Genomic DNA, 16,011 nt, shown 5'->3' with positions numbered 1-16,011 from the left:
AAAAAAAAGAAATAGTTATAGGGGGGAATCACAATACTATATGAATAAATATAATAACATACCTACAGATGACAAAAATTCCTTAATAAAATTAAAAAAATTAATAGATATAATAGAAAATAATTTATACAGACCAAAGGATAGTATACTTAGGGAAATTACTATAGAGTTAAATATAAGTATAGAAGGTCTAGAAAGTTATTTAGTTTGTATTATCCATTAGATGGAGGCTTATCTACGTACATAGCCAATCGAAAAAGAGCCGAAACTATAAAAGCAATAATGGATATTGATGATGATAGATTAATAAAAAGAAAAATAGAAGAAATATCAAATTGTAGTAGAGCATATTTTGATAGAATGTGTTTTATAGGGATTATGGAATAAAGATAAAAAATTTAAAAGATAATAAAAATATAGAAATACCTTTTGTAAAAGCATTTTATGTGGATGATTTAGAAGAGAATATAAGTGATATATATGATTACTTATATAGTCTTTGTGAAAAGGGATATATAGATATAAAAAGAACAAAAATACGAATAAAAACTTCTTAGTAGAATATAAATTTAGCATCTGTGGAAAATCCAGAACTTATTTTTTGTAAAATTTAACTTTTACCAGATATGAACATTTGTAAACATATAACTTAGATATAAGTTAAAAACTTAGATAAAAACAAAAGGGGGGAAGTTGTGTGAAATACTATAAAAGTAATTTAGAAGGATTAGATAAGCTAAGAGAAGTTTTAGAGCTAAGTCTAAGAATGATATCAGAAAATATAGAAAGTAACAGAAAGGAAAGAAAAATAACATGGAAGAAAACTAGTAGGATTAGTTTTGATACTAAGTTATTTAAAATAGAAGAGCCAGAGCTTTATGAAAAGTACTGTCGTGTAAGCAATAATAGACTTTTTAAAATTAAATAGGGGGAATGATAGTATGGCACGTTTTCGTTATGTATATTCTTCATTTTATAAGGGTGATAAAATATTAGATTCTTATAGTGCTTTAGAGAAATTTTTATATCTTTTTTTACAAATCCTAATACTACTCAAATTGGTATATATAAGATACATACTAAAGAAATTTCTTTTCTTACAGGAATAGATGAAAATGAAATAATAGAGATTATGGATAAGTTTGAAAATGAGTATAAGACTATTAAGTATAATACAAAGATTAGGGAAAAGGAATTTTAAAGTGGAGAAAGTACAATTTGGACAAGGTAGGTGGAAAGCCTATTATGGATTGTATTAAATCAGAGCTTAAAAATGTTGAGGATGTTTCTTTAATAGAAGAAGTTTTAAAGAATATAAAAAAAGATGAAATTAGAAAGTTATTTATAGAAGCTATAAAAGAAAAAGGGGATGGAAGTTGTGACTATAGAAGACCTACAATAGGTAAAATTACCAATCAATATAAAGAAGAGGATGCTAGACTTTATGCAAAACCGAGTGAAGAGCAACTTAGAAGAGCAAGAGAACTTTATAGCTAAGTATGATTGTAATAAGTGTAGGGATACTACTTATATATTAGTAGATGATGAGGCTGTTCCTTGTAGTTGTAAGGAAGTGAGAAGAGCTAAGAAAATACTTGCTGAGAGTAGTATTAGTGAGGAGCTTTTTAAAAAGACTTTTGATAATTTTGATTATAGTAGGAATGTGCAGACTATAGATTCTTATACTGTTGCTAGAAATTATGTTAAGGATTTTGATAAGATTAGGAATAGTTGAAAAAATAGTGTTATTTTTATGGGAAGTGTAGGTGGGGGAAAGACTCACCTTTCTTTGGTTATTGCTAATGAATTAATGAAAAATGGAGTTGGTGTAATTTATATGGGATATAGGTACTCTATTATTAAGCTTAAGCAAAATATTATGGATGCTAGTGTTTATGATAGTATGATGAGTAAGTATAAGAGTTGTAAAATTTTACTTATTGATGATCTTTTTAAGAGGAGTGTTACTAGTAGTGATGTAAATATTGTTTTTGGGATTGTTAATCATAGATATTTTAATAATTTACCGAGGATTATTAGTAGTGAGAAAAGAAGGGAGGATTTAATTAAGATTAATGAAGCTATTGGGTTAGGGAAAGGTTGATTAGAAATGCTTTTAGGAATGATTATAAGGTATTGGCTAAGACTTATCGTATAAGTGAGGGACATATAAGAAGGATTATAAAAGAGATTAAGAGTTATAAAATTAAAAAAATAGATATCAAACTACAATAAATGACAAATTTCTCATATCTAATAAAGTAAAATAGAATATGTATATAAGATACATATTTAGTTAAGGAGTATTCTATGTTTAATAGCTATAAATTTGATTTAAAAGAAAAAAATAATAATGGAATACTTGTTCCTTTAGAGGAAAATTATAATATTCCATTTGAAATAAAAAGAATATTTTATACCTATAATATTCCATCAAATGAGATTAGAGGGAATCATGCATATCGTAAAACTAGACAAGTAATTATTTGTATTTCAGGTAGTGTAAAAATAAAATGCTTTGATGGAAAAGAAGAGAAGGTATATGAATTAACAAATCCATCTCAAGGAGTATATATAGATCCTAAAATATGGAGAACTACTTATAATCATTCTTCTGATTGTGTTTTATTGATTTTATCATCACATGAATATAATGAAGATGATTATATAAGAGATTATGATGAATTTATGGGGGAAGTAAGATGTATTTAGCTTTTTATATATCCTCACATGGCTTTGGTCATATGACTAGATGTTTATCTATAATTGAGAACATATTAAAAAACACTGAATATAACATATATATAGCTTGTGATAAATTTCAAAATGACTTTGCTAAAAGCTATTTAAAAGATTATAACGATAGGGTTATATATAAAGATATTATCACTGATGTTGGACTTGTGAATAAAAAAGATAGCTTAGAGGTTGATAAAAAGTTACTAGAAAAGAAGTTATTAAATTTCATAAACACATGGGATGAGGTTGTTTTAGAAGAAGTAGATTTTTTTAGTAAGCTAAGAGTAAAGTCAATAATTACTGATATAAGTCCAATAGGATGTTTAGTAGGGAAAAAATTAAATTTAGATACAATATTAATAAGTAATTTTACATGGGTAGAGCAATATGAATATTTGAATATAGATAAAAATATCATCTCGGCATTTAGAGATACTTATTTATGTGTAAATAAATTTATCAAATATGATATGTGTCTTCCTGTAGATAGTATAAATTGTGATGTTATAGAAAATGTAGGATTTGTATGTAGAGAGATAGATGAAGTAAAAGTTAAAGAGATAAAGTTAAAGTATAAGGATTGTATATTTATAACTTGTGGGAAGTCAGCAAACTTAAGCAGTATTGATGTAAAAAACTTTAAAGGAACTATATTCACAACTTCTGGTATAGAAATAAATAATACTGAAGGAGCAAGTATTGTAAGGCTTCCTTTAGATATAAAAGATACACAAAATTATATAGCTGCAAGTGATATCGTAATTACTAAAGCTGGTTGGGGAACTATAGCAGAGTGTGTTATAGGTCACAGTGGTATGGTTCTTATAGAAAGGCCAAGTGCAAGAGAAGATACTTTTAGTATAGATAATATAAGTCAAAGGAATCTTGGAATATCTATAAATGAAGATGAGCTACATAATATAGATGTTTTAGAAATAAAAGAACAGTTAGAAAATAAGGTAAATTATAACAAACTTAATACATATACCAATGATGTAGATAGGGTTGTTAATTTAATACTAGATAATTAGTACATAATTGGGGGAGTATATAATCAATATGAGTAAGATATTAAAACTAAATCCATTCTATAGTGAGAAGATATGGGGGTATGAGAATTGGAATTTATCAACTCATAAAAATGGTCACTGCACTATAGAAAATAGCGAAGAAACCTTATTAGAAAATATAGGAAGGGAGCTACCTATTCTTATAAAGGTAATTCAGGCTAATGATACATTATCAGTTCAAGTTCATCCAGATGATGAGTTTGCTAGAAAGTATGATAATGATAATGGTAAGGCTGAGTGTTGGTATATATTAGATGCAAAAGATGATGCATCTCTTATTTGTGGTATAAAAAGTGGCCATGATAAAGAGAGTTTTTCTAAGGTTATAGAAGAGGGAGATATAGAAAATCATCTTAAAAGAGTTAGTGTAAAGCCAGGCGATATGATATACATACCTGTAGGAACAGTACATGCTATAGAAGGTGGACTTAAGTTAGTTGAAGTCCAACAAAGTAGTGATGTTACGTATAGAATGTACGACTGGGGAAGAGATAGGGAGATGCACATTGAAAAGTCTCTAGAAGTTATTGATTATGAAGGAAAAAATCAAGGTGGAAAGATAGAGAACTTTAGCAAGCTTAAGACTCCTTATTTTACAGTTGAAAAAATAAATGTAGATTCTATTTATGAAGATGTAGTAAATGAAGATTTTCATTCTTATACTGTTGTAGGTGGTAGTGGTAGTATAATTAGTGAAAATCAGGTATTAGATTTAAAAAAGGAAGATACTATATATATTCCAAATAGAGTACAGTACACTATAAACGGAAATATAGAGCTATTAAAAAGCTATGTGTAATATGGATTTACTTACCTAGAGAATTATCTGTCAAGGTAGAAAATGTCGATATTTGATGAGGGTTTGTTAATGAAAAGAATCGATATATACAGTATAATGATATATGTTATTTTTTTATAGAAGTTAATAGAATATGGTACTATGCTCAAGGTAGTACCTTTTCGATTTTAAATAATATAATTGAATTTATTTAAGATAGAAATAAAAAGGGAGAGTAATATGAAACAAACAGTAAGAAAAGCGATAATACCAGCAGCAGGTCTTGGAACAAGATTTTTACCTGCAACAAAATCACAACCAAAAGAAATGTTACCAATAGTAGATAAACCTACTTTACAATATATAATAGAAGAAGCAATAAATTCAGGTATAGAAGAAATACTAATAGTAACAGGAAGAAGTAAAAAATCTATAGAAGATCATTTTGATAGATCTATAGAACTAGAGCTTGAGCTTGAGCAAAAAGGTAAAAAAGAAATGCTAAAAATGGTTCAAGATATATCTAATATGGTAAACATACATTACATAAGACAAAAAGAGCCAAAAGGTCTTGGACATGCAATTCATTGTGCAAAGAGCTTTATAGGTAACGAGCCATTTGCAGTTTTACTAGGGGATGATATAGTAGATGCAAAGGTACCATGCTTAAAGCAACTTATAAATACTTATGATGAGTATAAGACTACGGTACTTGGAGTACAAGAAGTTGCTAAGGAAGATACTAATAAGTACGGAATACTTGATGTTAAGCATATAGAAGATAGAGTATATAAAGTAAAGGATATGGTTGAAAAGCCAAATGTTGAAGAAGCTCCATCAAATATTGCAATACTAGGAAGATATATAATAACTCCAGAGATATTCAATATACTTGAAAATCAAGAACCAGGAAAAGGTGGAGAGATACAACTTACTGATGCTCTTCAAACTTTAGCTACTAAAGAAGCTATATATGCTTATAATTTTGAAGGTAGAAGATATGATGTAGGGGACAAACTAGGTTTCTTAGAAGCTACTGTTGATTTTGCTCTTAAAAGACCAGAGCTTAGAGATGAATTTATGGAGTTTTTAAAAGGTAAGGTTGAGTTAAAAGATTTATCAGATGAGAATATAGATGAGGTAGCTATTACAGCAGAATAGAAACAAAAAAGGGCAAGTGAAAACTTGCCTTTTTTATTTTTAGTGATTAAAATACACCATAAGAAATATTAAATCTACAAAAGACAAAAATAATACAAATTTAAACTGAACAGACAAAGCTTTATCTAAGACATTTTTTATATTTAAGTCAATCCTCTTAAAGTGATTAGAATTTGTTAATATCTTAAATATTATAAAAATAATAAAGCCAATCATAAATATGGTAGATAAAAATAGAGTAATCAAACCAGTAAAATATATAAAGATATTTGTAATACGAATAAATAATCTAAAGCATACAAATAAAAGGATTATACTAAGTAATGTTAAACAAAGTAAACTTAATAATTTAATCTTTGTAGAATCACTAATTTTCATAATTAATCTCCTAAGAAAAATATATGAGCCTTTTTATACAGAGTATATGATTATTTACTAAAAGATATAACGAAAGAATATAAAAAAATGGTATGAGCTAAGTGAAATACAAATCTCATACCATTTTTATTTAATCATTTATCATATATAATCTAGTATCAAGCGCCGGTCTGAACTTATAAAATTCATACTTAGATATCTCTTCAATATATTCATAGCTATCCTTATCTTCACACAAAGCATACAAAATAAGCCATGTTTTCGAGTTTGCTGCAATTATAAAAATGAAAATAAAAGTCAGCAAAAGAACTTTTTATGTTTTTTAATAAATAAGGTTGTAATTTACCTGAAATAACCTTGATATCAATTCTAATAGTTAGATGCCTATCTCCTAAACATATCTTAGATAGTGCAAAAGACTCGTATTTTTTCAATAAATCTTGTGAATGTAAAATTTGTTCTAGTTTTTTTTACCATCTATAAAAGAAAAATATTATAGAAAATGTAAATTTACTGCAAGAAACGACAAAAAATTTATTAAAGATAATGTATAATACATTATGAATCAAAATAAAACATGACAGGGGAGGTGAATACTATGAAAAAAATGTTTAGATCTATGATTTTATCTATGGTATTAGTTCTTACATTAGTTACTAGTGCTTTTGCTAATCCAGTTAATGATATAAGAAATGAGTTATTATCTATTGGAGTGCCTAAAAACTATGTTGCAAATATAGTTGAGTACCTACAAAAGACTACAATAACTGATGCACAATATGAAAATGCTATGTCATATGTTAACAAAGCAAAAGCAATTATAGGTAATGAATCAGACTTAAGACAATTATCAACATCACAAAAAAATGAATTACAAAGTTTAGCTATTAGTGCTGGTAAAGTACTAGGACTAAATGTTCAATTCAGCAAAAACAGTCAAGGTAAAACTGTAGTATCTGTTACTGACTCTAAAGGAGGTACTTTATTACAATTATCTACTGTTCAAGTAATGGATTTAGTTACTAACTTTGAAATGGAAGTTATAATTGATTTATTAGAGTCTGTTGTAGAATTCTCTAATAATCCAGAAAAGGGAGAATATAGCCCAACTGGTGGGGAGTTAAACCAAACTGCTACAGGATATGGAAATATGATGCTTTTAGGGGCAGCTTTAGTAGCTTTAGCTGGTGGAGTTTTTACATATTCTAAAAGACAATTTGCTTAATTTAATAGAGAGGTTTTATTATGAAATCAAACAAAGTTTTTGAATTTATGAAAAATAACTCTCGTTTATTAAAGAAACTAGGGATTACTTTTGTAATCCCTTTGTTTTTGAGCGTAACGGGAGCTTTAATATTTCTAAGTGCTGGATGGAACTTAATTGCAGAGTCATATATGATGGGTTCAACTATATTTGCACAACCTAATACTGAGGTAGGTGCTGTTAAATTCACAATAAATAATCAAGAGGTTTATAGACCTGATTTAGGTCAACAATTTGCTACTATAAAAATACCAGAACTTAATCTAGAAAAACCTATTATTCATGGAGATAGCCCTAATGATTTGAAAAAAGGTCTTGGACATTATGCAGGAAGTACCTTACCAGGAGAAGGTGGTAAGTTTGTTATTTCTGGGCATAGAGATACCGCTCTTAAGAGTTTAGAAAATATAAAGGTAGGTCATAAAATTTTAGTTGAAACTAATTGGGGAACTTTTGAGTATAAGGTAAAAGAGATTAATATTGTAAAAAGTGATGAACATAATATATTAGATCCAGTAGATTATGAAGTACTTACAATGTATACTTGTTATCCTTTTAATTATATAGGAGCTGCACCTAATAGATTTGTAGTTACAGGAGAGTTCGTAGGTGTAGTGAATTAGCAGATAGGAGTAATCTTGGAAATGAAAAAAATTTTTAAAAATAGTTTATCTTTTATAGTTAGTTTAACAACAATGTTCTTAATTTTAATTGCATCTTTTTCTTTATTTTTAGATAGAATTATTTTGAATGAGAAAACATACATGAAAGTATTAGAAAAAGACAAAATTTATGAACAAGTAGAATCATATATATATGAAAATATTGAATATCTTTTAATGGAAAGTAATATATCTGAGGATACCTTAAATGATGTAATCTCAAAAGAAGAAATAGAGGAAGTTCTTTGTGATTATGTTTATTATACTGTAGGGTTTATGAAAAGTGGTAGTGGAGAAATAGAACCACTTAATAAAACTATTTATGAAGAACGTATTAATGATAAAATAAATGCTTATCTTAGAGAAAATAAGATGTATGTAAGTACAGAATTTAGTGAAAATCTTGATGAATTCAAGGCTAATATATTAAATATTATATCAAGTAGTTTACAAATAATAGATTTAAATGCATTATCAAATTCAAATGGTATAAAAGCTATAGCAAAGTTATCTAGTTTAATTAGTGGAGTGAAGTTCTTCGCTATGATTGTATTAGCGATAGTATTATTAAGTTTGATACAATTTATTATTTGGAGTAAGAAAAGAAGAGCAAGACGATATGCTTGGATAGGATATTCATTTGTATCAGCAGGAATGATTATATTTTTAATAGGTCTTAGTGGATATTTATCAGGATTTTACAAACATATAGCAATAGGAGTTGAACATTTAAGAAATGCGATAGTTGCTATAATGCAAGGTTATTTACTAAACTTTACTTATATAGGACTTGCTTCTATTGCTTTAGGACTTTTATTTATGTTTGTTTATTGGAAACACTTGTTTAAAGTTTACTCTAATAGTAGTAGGGTAAGTAATAAAGCAGTATAGAATTATGGAGAAGCAACTAGAAGAACATAAAAATGGTATGAGCTAAGTGAAATACAAATCTCATACCATTTTATTTAATCATTTATCATATACAATCTAGTATCAAGTACCGGTCCGAACTTATAAAACTCATACTTAGATATCTCTTCAATATATTCATAGCTATCCTCATCCTCACACACAAAGCATACAAAATAAGCCATGTTTTCGGGTTTGCTGCAATTATAAAAATGAAAATAAAAGTCAGCAAAAGAGCTTTTTATATTTTTTAATAAATATGGTTGTAATTTACCTGAAATAACCTTGATATCAATTCCAATAGTTAGATGCCTATCTCCTAAATATAGATACTCTACATAACTTTTTCCGCTCAATCTATACTTAGACTTTAGTTTATCTGGTGTAAGATTTATACTGTAAACTTCTGAAATCTCGCTACATATCTTAGATAGTGCAAAAGACTCGTATTTTTTCAATAAATCTTCTGAATGTAAAATTTGTTCTAGATTTTTTTTATCATTTATAAAAGAATTTTCTTTTGTATATACTGGATTTATATTAAATAAATTTGCAACATCATAAAAGTTAAGATCTAGAGCGTTGCAAATTTTAAATAAAGTTGAGCTACTTGGATTTTCTCTTTCACCACTTTCAACTTTAGATATTTCTGTATGACTAACACTTGCTAGTGCAGATAAACCTCTAAGTGATAACTCTTTTTTTAGTCTATTTTCTTTTAAATATTCTCCAGGATGGTCGTACTTGATATCAAGTTTCATTTTTACCCCCCACTTTTAAAGATTTTAATATTAGTATATCACATATAGATTAGAGTGAAAACAATTACTGTTGTAATCGGTAATTTGTAAATTTATAAATTACATATGTAAATTACAAAAATATTGTAAAATATGTTGACAAAGCATATAGGTATTACTACTATTTATATTAAGTAATTAAAATATATTCTATAAAATTATGTAAATTTGGGGGAGAGATTACAATGCAATTCTATTATCCAATTAGTGGACATGTTTTAAGGCTTAATGAGCTAGAAAGTAAAAAAATAATATTTCATCATTATCTAATAAGAAGAGAAAATCTTCAGAGATTACATGGCAATTTACCAAGAGGATATTTTGAATTAACTTTAAGAAATGCAGCAAATTATTTAAAGTTTAGCATGAGTACAGTGCATAGAATGATAAAAGAGTTTGAAAGCCTCAATATAATAAAATGCATTAAAAAAAGTACAAACTCTAGCGAAGCATCTATTTATGAGTATATTTTTGACTATAATTACGAAACGGTAGATGAAACGGTGCATGAAAGTGTAGACGAAGATGTAAAATCAAGTGATATCAATGAACTTAAGAAGGAAGATAAGGATAACACTGATACTGAAAATGAAACTGTAGATAAAACATTTAAAAAAGAATTAATTAAAAATAATAATATATATAGTCTTGTTATAAATAAATTAAATGAAAAAGCCAACACAAGATTCAAACCGACAACTCAAAAGACCAAATCTTTAATAAACGCCAGACTAAAAGAAAAATTCACTTTAGAAGATTTTTATAAGGTAATAGATATTAAATGTGAACAATGGAAAGGAAGCCATATGGAGGTTTACCTAAGACCCAACACCTTGTTTAGTAATAAGTTTGAGTCTTATTTAAATGAATATAGATTAAAGTATGAAAGTGAAAACAACAATAATTTAAGTTCTTGGAATCCGGAGTTTCATTATGAGTAATGCAACCTATTCAATAGAAACTGAACAGTCTTTTTTAGGATGTTTATTATTAGATGATACTCTTAGGGATAAGCTAGATGAGTTAGACGAAGAGCATTTTTCAAATAGGTATCATCAGCTTATATTTAAATCTATGAAAGAACTTAAGTCTGAAGGAAAAACTATAGATTTAGTAAATATAAAAGCAAAGCTAGATACAAAGAAGATAGATTTGAAGTTATCTTATTTGGTAGATCTTACATCAATTTGTAAAACTTATAGTATAGGCTCATATGTAAACACTTTGAAGGAAAAGTATGCAAGAAAATTATTAGTTACAAGATGCCAAGATATTTTAAGTAGGGTGATGAGTGGAGATGATCTTGATTTAGCTATTTTTAATTTTGAAAATAGTAGCAAAGATATATTCTTTGAAGACAGTTATAATGATGATATCTGCTCTATAAGTCAATCAGTACTTGATATTCTAGAAGGTGATAATACTCCTAAGATTAATTTTGGAATTAAGTTTTTGGATGAAGTAATTGGAGGAATATTTAAAGGAGAGCTTACGACTATAGCAGCTAAGTCAGGAGTTGGTAAAACTGCTTTAGCTCTTCAGATAATGTTAAATGTTATAAAACAAAATAAAAAAGTTCTTTTTATTACCCGAGAAATGTCAAAGGAACAGATTATAATGAGAAGTTTAACTAAAAAGACTGGTATAAATACTAATAAAATGAAATCTAATGATATAGATGCAAATGAGTGGAAGTTAATAGTAGAAGTCCTATCTGAAATGAATAAGAATAATTTAATATACATAAATGACAAGATAAATACAGTATCTCAAATAAGAAAGCGTATAAGGCAAATTAGACCAGATTTACTTATAGTAGATTATGTTCAGCTTATGTCACCAGAGAAAAATATGAACAATAGAGAAAGAGAAGTTGCCAGTATTTCAAGAGACTTAAAAAATATTACTTTGGATTTTGATATGAGTGTAATACAGCTTAGCCAGCTTAATGATGAAATGAAAGATTTTAGACCAAAAGGTGAAAGACCTATGCGTGAATCTAAGGCATTATTTCATGATAGTAACAACGTAATATTTATACATGAACCTAGTGAAGGAGATTTAGAAAGAGCTGCTAGGAAATTAAAGCAAAGCAAGGAAAGTATAATAAAAGCTAACGAACAAGGGGTAAAGTTAGTTGAGATAATAGTTGCTAAATGTAGGGATGGAGAAAAGAAGTACAAGTATTTTGTTTACAATGGCAAGAGATTACATTTTCAGGAACTAAAAGAAGATATAGGGGGATATATATGTTAAATAAGATTAAAGAAATAAGTGATATACCAAAGGAATATAGGGAATTTGCAGAAGTTATAGGACTTGATGCTTTTATAAAGCTAGTTAGATACATGGGTGGGTGCTTGGTTTATGTTCCACTAGAGTCGTGTGTCACTAGAGCGGTTAGAAATAGATTGATTAGAAAGGCTTTTAATGGAGATTATAAGGCAGTGGCTAAGACTTATCGCATGAGTGAGGGGCATATCAGAAGGATTATAGATAAAGGTGAGTGAAAATAAGCAAAATGTCGTAAAATGTTGTACGAATATAGTTTAAAATGATGAACAAAGTATTGTAAAATAAATAAAGATGATTATTTGAGTGATGAATGCTATCTTAATGTTGATATTGAGGTAGCATTTTTACAAGTTTAACAAGTGTTAATAAAGTTGTATTTATGATAGAATAGTTCGTATGGAATAATTATATGTATTTATAATCAAAATTTTAAAAGGAGGTAGACTTTTGTATATATTAAACTTTATAAGAGGGTTTTGTATGGCACTTGCAGATAGTGTACCAGGGGTGTCTGGAGGTACGATTGCATTTATATTAGGGTTTTATGATGATTTTGTAAATTCATTAAATAGTATAATATCAGGTACTAAATTAGATAGAATAAGAGCATTTAAATTTTTATCTAAAATAGGTTTGGGGTGGATAATAGGATTTATATTATCGGTACTATTTATAACATCTATATTTGAAAAGAATATATATGAAATAAATTCTTTATTTTTAGGATTTATAATAGCATCTATTCCTTTGATAGTTAAATCAGAAAAGAAAACTTTAGAAAGTAATAAAAGAAATATAGTATTTTTAATAATTGGGATAATTATAGTAGGTGCAATGACTTATTTTAATCCAATAACAAGTAATGGAAGTAGTTTTTCTGTTAAGTTAGATAATTTAAGCTTTGCATTTATATTATATATTTTTATATCAGGAATGATTGCCATATCAGCTATGGTACTACCTGGTATATCAGGGTCGACTATACTTTTAATATTTGGACTTTATACACCAATACTTAATGCTATAAAGCAAATACTGCAGTTGAATTTTGAGTATTTACCAGGTGTAGTGATATTTGGGTGTGGAGTTTTAATTGGGATTTTTGCAACAATAAGAATAGTAAGATCTTTACTTAGAAAGTTTAGAGGGGAAACTATGTATTGTATTATAGGTCTTATGATAGGGTCTATATATGCTGTTATTATGGGACCGAAATCTCTTGAAGTACCTATGCCACCTCTTAGTATACCTACTTTTAGCATAGTATTTTTTATTATAGGGTGTACTTTAGTTCCTGCTTTGGAGAAGGTTAAGTCTGTGCTTGAAGAAAAGCATAGTAATGCTGATAATAAGTGTTCTATTTAAGAAAAATAGCCAAAGTCACTTTATATAAGTGGTCTTTGGCTATTTTAATTTCTATAAAGGTGTAAATTTCTATGAAAATTACTTCGATTGTACAAATTTAGACAAATTTCTCTTTAAAAATAAAGTATAATATATGCTATAATGCAGGACTCGGGATAAGAATCCTGCCAGATACAAAATTACAATCAAAAGAAATATTACAAATGGCATATAAGCCTAATTTACAATATATTATAAATAGGAGTGTAAGAATGAGTATATTAATTATAGGAGGAGCTGGATATATAGGCTCACATACAGTAAAGTATTTTTTAGAAAAGAATGAAGATGTAGTTATAGTAGATAACTTATTAACAGGACATGAAGAAGCATTACAAACTGATAAGTTTTATAACTGTGATATAAGGGATAAAGAAAGTTTAGACAAGGTATTTAAAGAAAATAATATAGAAGCGGTAGTTCATTTTGCTGCAAATTCACTAGTAGGAGAAAGTATGGTAAAGCCATATGAATATTATCATAATAATGTTTACGGTATGATGTGTCTACTAGATGTTATGAAAGAAAATAATGTAGACAAAATAGTATTCTCATCAACTGCTGCAACATATGGTGAGCCAAAGAATATTCCAATACTTGAAAGTGATGAAACTAACCCAACTAATACATATGGAGAAACTAAGCTTGCTATGGAAAAAATGATGAAGTGGTTTGATAAAGCTTACAATACAAAGTATGTATCTCTTCGTTATTTTAATGCAGCTGGAGCATACGTAGATGGAAGTATAGGAGAAGACCATAAAACAGAAACTCATTTAATTCCTTTAATACTTCAAGTTCCTTTAGGTAAGAGAAGTCATATAAGTATATTTGGAAATGATTATAATACAGAGGATGGTACTTGTATAAGAGATTATATACATGTAATGGATTTAGCAAGTGCACATTATAAGGCTCTTGAGTATTTAAGAAAAGGTAATGATAGTGACATATTTAACCTAGGTAATGGTAATGGATATTCTGTAAAAGAAGTTATTGATGTTGCTAGAAAGGTGACTAATTTTGATATACCTGCTAAGGAAGAGCCTAGAAGAGCTGGTGATCCTGCAGTTTTAATTGCTTCTAGTGAAAAGGCTAAGAGTATTCTTGGATGGGAGCCAAAGTTTGATTCTTTAGAAAAAATTATTGCAGATGCATGGAATTGGCATAGCAAAAATCCTAATGGATTTAGTAAGTAGTATAATAATTTAAAGCTATTAGAGTAGTAGTAATTTAATAAACTAATGTCAAAATTTGTTGAACATTTATAATACAAAATTAATTAAAAATAGTGTAAAATATAAAAGATTCTATTATTTATTTTATATTATTTGTAAATACCTATATATGCTATCTGGCGCTAGTTTTATATAGGTAATAAGATGATATTATAATCATGATGCTTTATATTAAAGCAAAAAAGTGCTATCTCTAATTAATTGGAGATAGCACTTTTTCTTTTTTGTATATTTGAGTTATATCCAATAAATATCTTTAAAAAAATGGTAAATATAGTAAAATAATGGTAAAGAAAAAATAAATAGGGCAAAACTAAGGGAACCTAGTGACTCAAAGCTAAAGGGGCTAAGGTTATAAAATTATGCCAACGAGTTGCTAATAGAAAATACAGTTTTTTATTGTGTTTAAATAATTTAATCGGTATTATTAATGGCAGCTATCTTTATAGATAGTTTTTTTATTTTTCTTAAAAAATTTAAAACTTTTTATAAGAGGAGAAGGGATAATATATGAAAAAAAATGTAGAAAATAAAGTTGTTACAATAGCATGTATTCTTACTGGGCTATTAGTAATTGTTTTCACACTATCACAGGGAGTTACAAAATTTTCGGGAGAAGATGAATATAATGGGTCAAGTGAAGTTTCTGAAGTAGAAGTATCAAATCCATATTCAATAATAAGTACAGATAAAAAAGAAGATAAAGTTACTGCTATTGTATATAGTAAAGAAGAACTTTCAGATGATGGTATAGTTGAATTAGTAGACGAGGTAAAGAATACTAGTGAATTAAAAGATGGAAGTTGTGAAATATATGTATTTAATAATGAAGAAAAAGCAAACTCAGGGAAAGTAGAAGATGCTGATTTTACAATAACATATAGTAAAGAAGACGGTATTATTATAGAAAAATATTATGAAGATGTAGAACACGAGCTTAGCAAGGAAAAACCTGAGTATTCTTTAATATCTGTAGAGAATGTTAAAGATGAGAAAGCTAATGATGGTAGCTTACTTACTCAGATAAAAGTAGTCATGGATGGTAATGACTCTCAAGGGAATATGTTAGGTAAAATTAAATACGTAGGAAATCATACTAGAGAGATAGCAAATACTTTAAGTATTTTAGAAATTATTGCATATATTTCAGAAGATAAGAATGAGTATTGGATTTATAATGGTCACTCTAAGAATGCTATTAAATATGTAAAGGAAATATAGTTCTTATACCTTGTTAACTTAAGACTTAAGATTAAAAAATAATTAAAATCAAATTAATATTATGAGCAAATAAATAATAAAATCATAAATTT

The 16,011-nt window shown here is 27.6% G+C and carries 21 protein-coding genes and 1 riboswitch; of the genes, 20 read left to right on the top strand and 1 reads right to left on the bottom strand.

The genetic code is table 11. The features are described 5' to 3' along the window. Positions 1-40 precede the first annotated feature (40 nt). The 14 genes from HF520_RS10630 (at position 41) to HF520_RS10565 (ending at position 8,943) form a co-directional block, all read left to right on the top strand. The gene (locus HF520_RS10630) at positions 41-223 is read left to right on the top strand and encodes a hypothetical protein (protein WP_168574006.1); all 183 of its coding nucleotides are present in this window, start codon (positions 41-43) and stop codon (positions 221-223) included. After that, positions 208-387: a hypothetical protein gene (locus tag HF520_RS10625; RefSeq protein ID WP_168574005.1), complete on the top strand. Its 180-nt coding sequence runs from the start codon at positions 208-210 to the stop codon at positions 385-387. The genes HF520_RS10630 and HF520_RS10625 overlap by 16 nt, the downstream gene beginning before the upstream one ends. Before the next feature lie 310 nt (positions 388-697). Further along, entirely contained in the window at positions 698-928 is a 231-nt protein-coding gene (locus HF520_RS10620) for a hypothetical protein (protein WP_168574004.1), read from the top strand. 290 nt (positions 929-1,218) lie between these two features. After that, positions 1,219-1,497, top strand: a complete 279-nt coding sequence (locus tag HF520_RS10615; RefSeq protein ID WP_168574003.1) for a hypothetical protein — start codon at positions 1,219-1,221, stop codon at positions 1,495-1,497. Continuing rightward, entirely contained in the window at positions 1,445-1,735 is a 291-nt protein-coding gene (locus tag HF520_RS10610; protein ID WP_168574002.1) for a hypothetical protein, read from the top strand. Before HF520_RS10615 ends, HF520_RS10610 begins: the two co-directional genes overlap by 53 nt. 18 nt (positions 1,736-1,753) lie before the next feature. After that, positions 1,754-2,104, top strand: coding sequence for an ATP-binding protein (locus tag HF520_RS10605; RefSeq protein WP_168574001.1), 351 nt, complete (start codon positions 1,754-1,756; stop codon positions 2,102-2,104). After that, the gene (locus tag HF520_RS15500; protein WP_168574000.1) at positions 2,101-2,235 is read left to right on the top strand and encodes a hypothetical protein; all 135 of its coding nucleotides are present in this window, start codon (positions 2,101-2,103) and stop codon (positions 2,233-2,235) included. The genes HF520_RS10605 and HF520_RS15500 overlap by 4 nt, the downstream gene beginning before the upstream one ends. Before the next feature lie 75 nt (positions 2,236-2,310). After that, positions 2,311-2,712 (top strand): sugar 3,4-ketoisomerase, encoded by a 402-nt coding sequence (locus HF520_RS10595; RefSeq protein WP_168573999.1) that lies wholly within the window; start codon positions 2,311-2,313, stop codon positions 2,710-2,712. After that, on the top strand, positions 2,703-3,770 hold the full coding sequence (locus HF520_RS10590; RefSeq protein WP_168573998.1) for a glycosyltransferase: 1,068 nt from the start codon (positions 2,703-2,705) through the stop codon (positions 3,768-3,770). Before HF520_RS10595 ends, HF520_RS10590 begins: the two co-directional genes overlap by 10 nt. Positions 3,771-3,798: 28 nt before the next feature. Continuing rightward, positions 3,799-4,608 carry a type I phosphomannose isomerase catalytic subunit gene (locus tag HF520_RS10585; RefSeq protein WP_168573997.1) on the top strand — a complete coding sequence of 270 codons (810 nt, stop codon included), beginning with the start codon at positions 3,799-3,801 and terminating at the stop codon, positions 4,606-4,608. Between the two features lie 219 nt (positions 4,609-4,827). Next, positions 4,828-5,748, top strand: a complete 921-nt coding sequence (gene galU, locus HF520_RS10580) for a UTP--glucose-1-phosphate uridylyltransferase GalU (protein ID WP_168573996.1) — start codon at positions 4,828-4,830, stop codon at positions 5,746-5,748. A 976-nt stretch (positions 5,749-6,724) separates the two neighbouring features. After that, positions 6,725-7,351, top strand: coding sequence for a hypothetical protein (locus HF520_RS10575; protein ID WP_168573995.1), 627 nt, complete (start codon positions 6,725-6,727; stop codon positions 7,349-7,351). A gap of 20 nt (positions 7,352-7,371) precedes the next feature. Beyond that, positions 7,372-8,013: a sortase gene (locus tag HF520_RS10570; RefSeq protein ID WP_168573994.1), complete on the top strand. Its 642-nt coding sequence runs from the start codon at positions 7,372-7,374 to the stop codon at positions 8,011-8,013. Between the two features lie 21 nt (positions 8,014-8,034). Next, positions 8,035-8,943, top strand: a complete 909-nt coding sequence (locus HF520_RS10565) for a hypothetical protein (protein WP_168573993.1) — start codon at positions 8,035-8,037, stop codon at positions 8,941-8,943. A gap of 74 nt (positions 8,944-9,017) precedes the next feature. Here HF520_RS10565 and HF520_RS10560 read toward each other — a convergent pair whose 3' ends face one another. Further along, positions 9,018-9,722, bottom strand: coding sequence for a helix-turn-helix domain-containing protein (locus tag HF520_RS10560; protein ID WP_168573992.1), 705 nt, complete (start codon positions 9,720-9,722; stop codon positions 9,018-9,020). A gap of 224 nt (positions 9,723-9,946) precedes the next feature. Here HF520_RS10560 and HF520_RS10555 point away from each other — a divergent pair, with 224 nt between their 5' ends. The 6 genes from HF520_RS10555 to HF520_RS10530 all read left to right on the top strand — a co-directional run bounded on the left by HF520_RS10555 (position 9,947) and on the right by HF520_RS10530 (position 15,919). Further along, entirely contained in the window at positions 9,947-10,702 is a 756-nt protein-coding gene (locus tag HF520_RS10555) for a conserved phage C-terminal domain-containing protein (protein ID WP_168573991.1), read from the top strand. Further along, positions 10,695-12,017, top strand: a complete 1,323-nt coding sequence (locus tag HF520_RS10550; RefSeq protein ID WP_168573990.1) for a replicative DNA helicase — start codon at positions 10,695-10,697, stop codon at positions 12,015-12,017. Before HF520_RS10555 ends, HF520_RS10550 begins: the two co-directional genes overlap by 8 nt. Beyond that, positions 12,011-12,271 (top strand): Mor transcription activator family protein, encoded by a 261-nt coding sequence (locus HF520_RS10545; protein ID WP_168573989.1) that lies wholly within the window; start codon positions 12,011-12,013, stop codon positions 12,269-12,271. Before HF520_RS10550 ends, HF520_RS10545 begins: the two co-directional genes overlap by 7 nt. A gap of 232 nt (positions 12,272-12,503) precedes the next feature. Next, positions 12,504-13,421 (top strand): DUF368 domain-containing protein, encoded by a 918-nt coding sequence (locus HF520_RS10540; RefSeq protein WP_168573988.1) that lies wholly within the window; start codon positions 12,504-12,506, stop codon positions 13,419-13,421. A gap of 251 nt (positions 13,422-13,672) precedes the next feature. After that, positions 13,673-14,659 carry a UDP-glucose 4-epimerase GalE gene (galE, locus tag HF520_RS10535; RefSeq protein WP_168573987.1) on the top strand — a complete coding sequence of 329 codons (987 nt, stop codon included), beginning with the start codon at positions 13,673-13,675 and terminating at the stop codon, positions 14,657-14,659. Between the two features lie 335 nt (positions 14,660-14,994). Beyond that, positions 14,995-15,079, top strand: a riboswitch (cyclic di-GMP riboswitch). 129 nt (positions 15,080-15,208) lie between these two features. After that, the gene (locus HF520_RS10530; RefSeq protein ID WP_168573986.1) at positions 15,209-15,919 is read left to right on the top strand and encodes a hypothetical protein; all 711 of its coding nucleotides are present in this window, start codon (positions 15,209-15,211) and stop codon (positions 15,917-15,919) included. Positions 15,920-16,011: the final 92 nt, after the last annotated feature.

Source organism: Romboutsia sp. CE17 (genome assembly GCF_012317385.1).
Classification (GTDB): Bacteria; Bacillota; Clostridia; order Peptostreptococcales; family Peptostreptococcaceae; genus Romboutsia_E.
Note: the sequence above shows the minus strand (reverse complement) of the source record. Positions and strands in the feature narration are given on the sequence as shown.

Excerpts from the sequence above, each read along its gene's own strand:
- HF520_RS10630 (WP_168574006.1), top strand. The coding sequence starts at position 41 with ATGAATAAATATAATAACATACCTACAGATGACAAAAATTCCTTAATA.
- HF520_RS10610 (WP_168574002.1), top strand. The coding sequence starts at position 1,445 with ATGCAAAACCGAGTGAAGAGCAACTTAGAAGAGCAAGAGAACTTTATA.
- HF520_RS10605 (WP_168574001.1), top strand. The coding sequence starts at position 1,754 with ATGGGAAGTGTAGGTGGGGGAAAGACTCACCTTTCTTTGGTTATTGCT.
- HF520_RS10595 (WP_168573999.1), top strand. The coding sequence starts at position 2,311 with ATGTTTAATAGCTATAAATTTGATTTAAAAGAAAAAAATAATAATGGA.
- HF520_RS10590 (WP_168573998.1), top strand. The coding sequence starts at position 2,703 with ATGTATTTAGCTTTTTATATATCCTCACATGGCTTTGGTCATATGACT.
- HF520_RS10585 (WP_168573997.1), top strand. The coding sequence starts at position 3,799 with ATGAGTAAGATATTAAAACTAAATCCATTCTATAGTGAGAAGATATGG.
- galU (WP_168573996.1), top strand. The coding sequence starts at position 4,828 with ATGAAACAAACAGTAAGAAAAGCGATAATACCAGCAGCAGGTCTTGGA.
- HF520_RS10575 (WP_168573995.1), top strand. The coding sequence starts at position 6,725 with ATGAAAAAAATGTTTAGATCTATGATTTTATCTATGGTATTAGTTCTT.
- HF520_RS10570 (WP_168573994.1), top strand. The coding sequence starts at position 7,372 with ATGAAATCAAACAAAGTTTTTGAATTTATGAAAAATAACTCTCGTTTA.
- HF520_RS10565 (WP_168573993.1), top strand. The coding sequence starts at position 8,035 with ATGAAAAAAATTTTTAAAAATAGTTTATCTTTTATAGTTAGTTTAACA.
- HF520_RS10560 (WP_168573992.1), bottom strand. The coding sequence starts at position 9,722 with ATGAAACTTGATATCAAGTACGACCATCCTGGAGAATATTTAAAAGAA.
- HF520_RS10555 (WP_168573991.1), top strand. The coding sequence starts at position 9,947 with ATGCAATTCTATTATCCAATTAGTGGACATGTTTTAAGGCTTAATGAG.
- HF520_RS10550 (WP_168573990.1), top strand. The coding sequence starts at position 10,695 with ATGAGTAATGCAACCTATTCAATAGAAACTGAACAGTCTTTTTTAGGA.
- HF520_RS10545 (WP_168573989.1), top strand. The coding sequence starts at position 12,011 with ATGTTAAATAAGATTAAAGAAATAAGTGATATACCAAAGGAATATAGG.
- galE (WP_168573987.1), top strand. The coding sequence starts at position 13,673 with ATGAGTATATTAATTATAGGAGGAGCTGGATATATAGGCTCACATACA.
- HF520_RS10530 (WP_168573986.1), top strand. The coding sequence starts at position 15,209 with ATGAAAAAAAATGTAGAAAATAAAGTTGTTACAATAGCATGTATTCTT.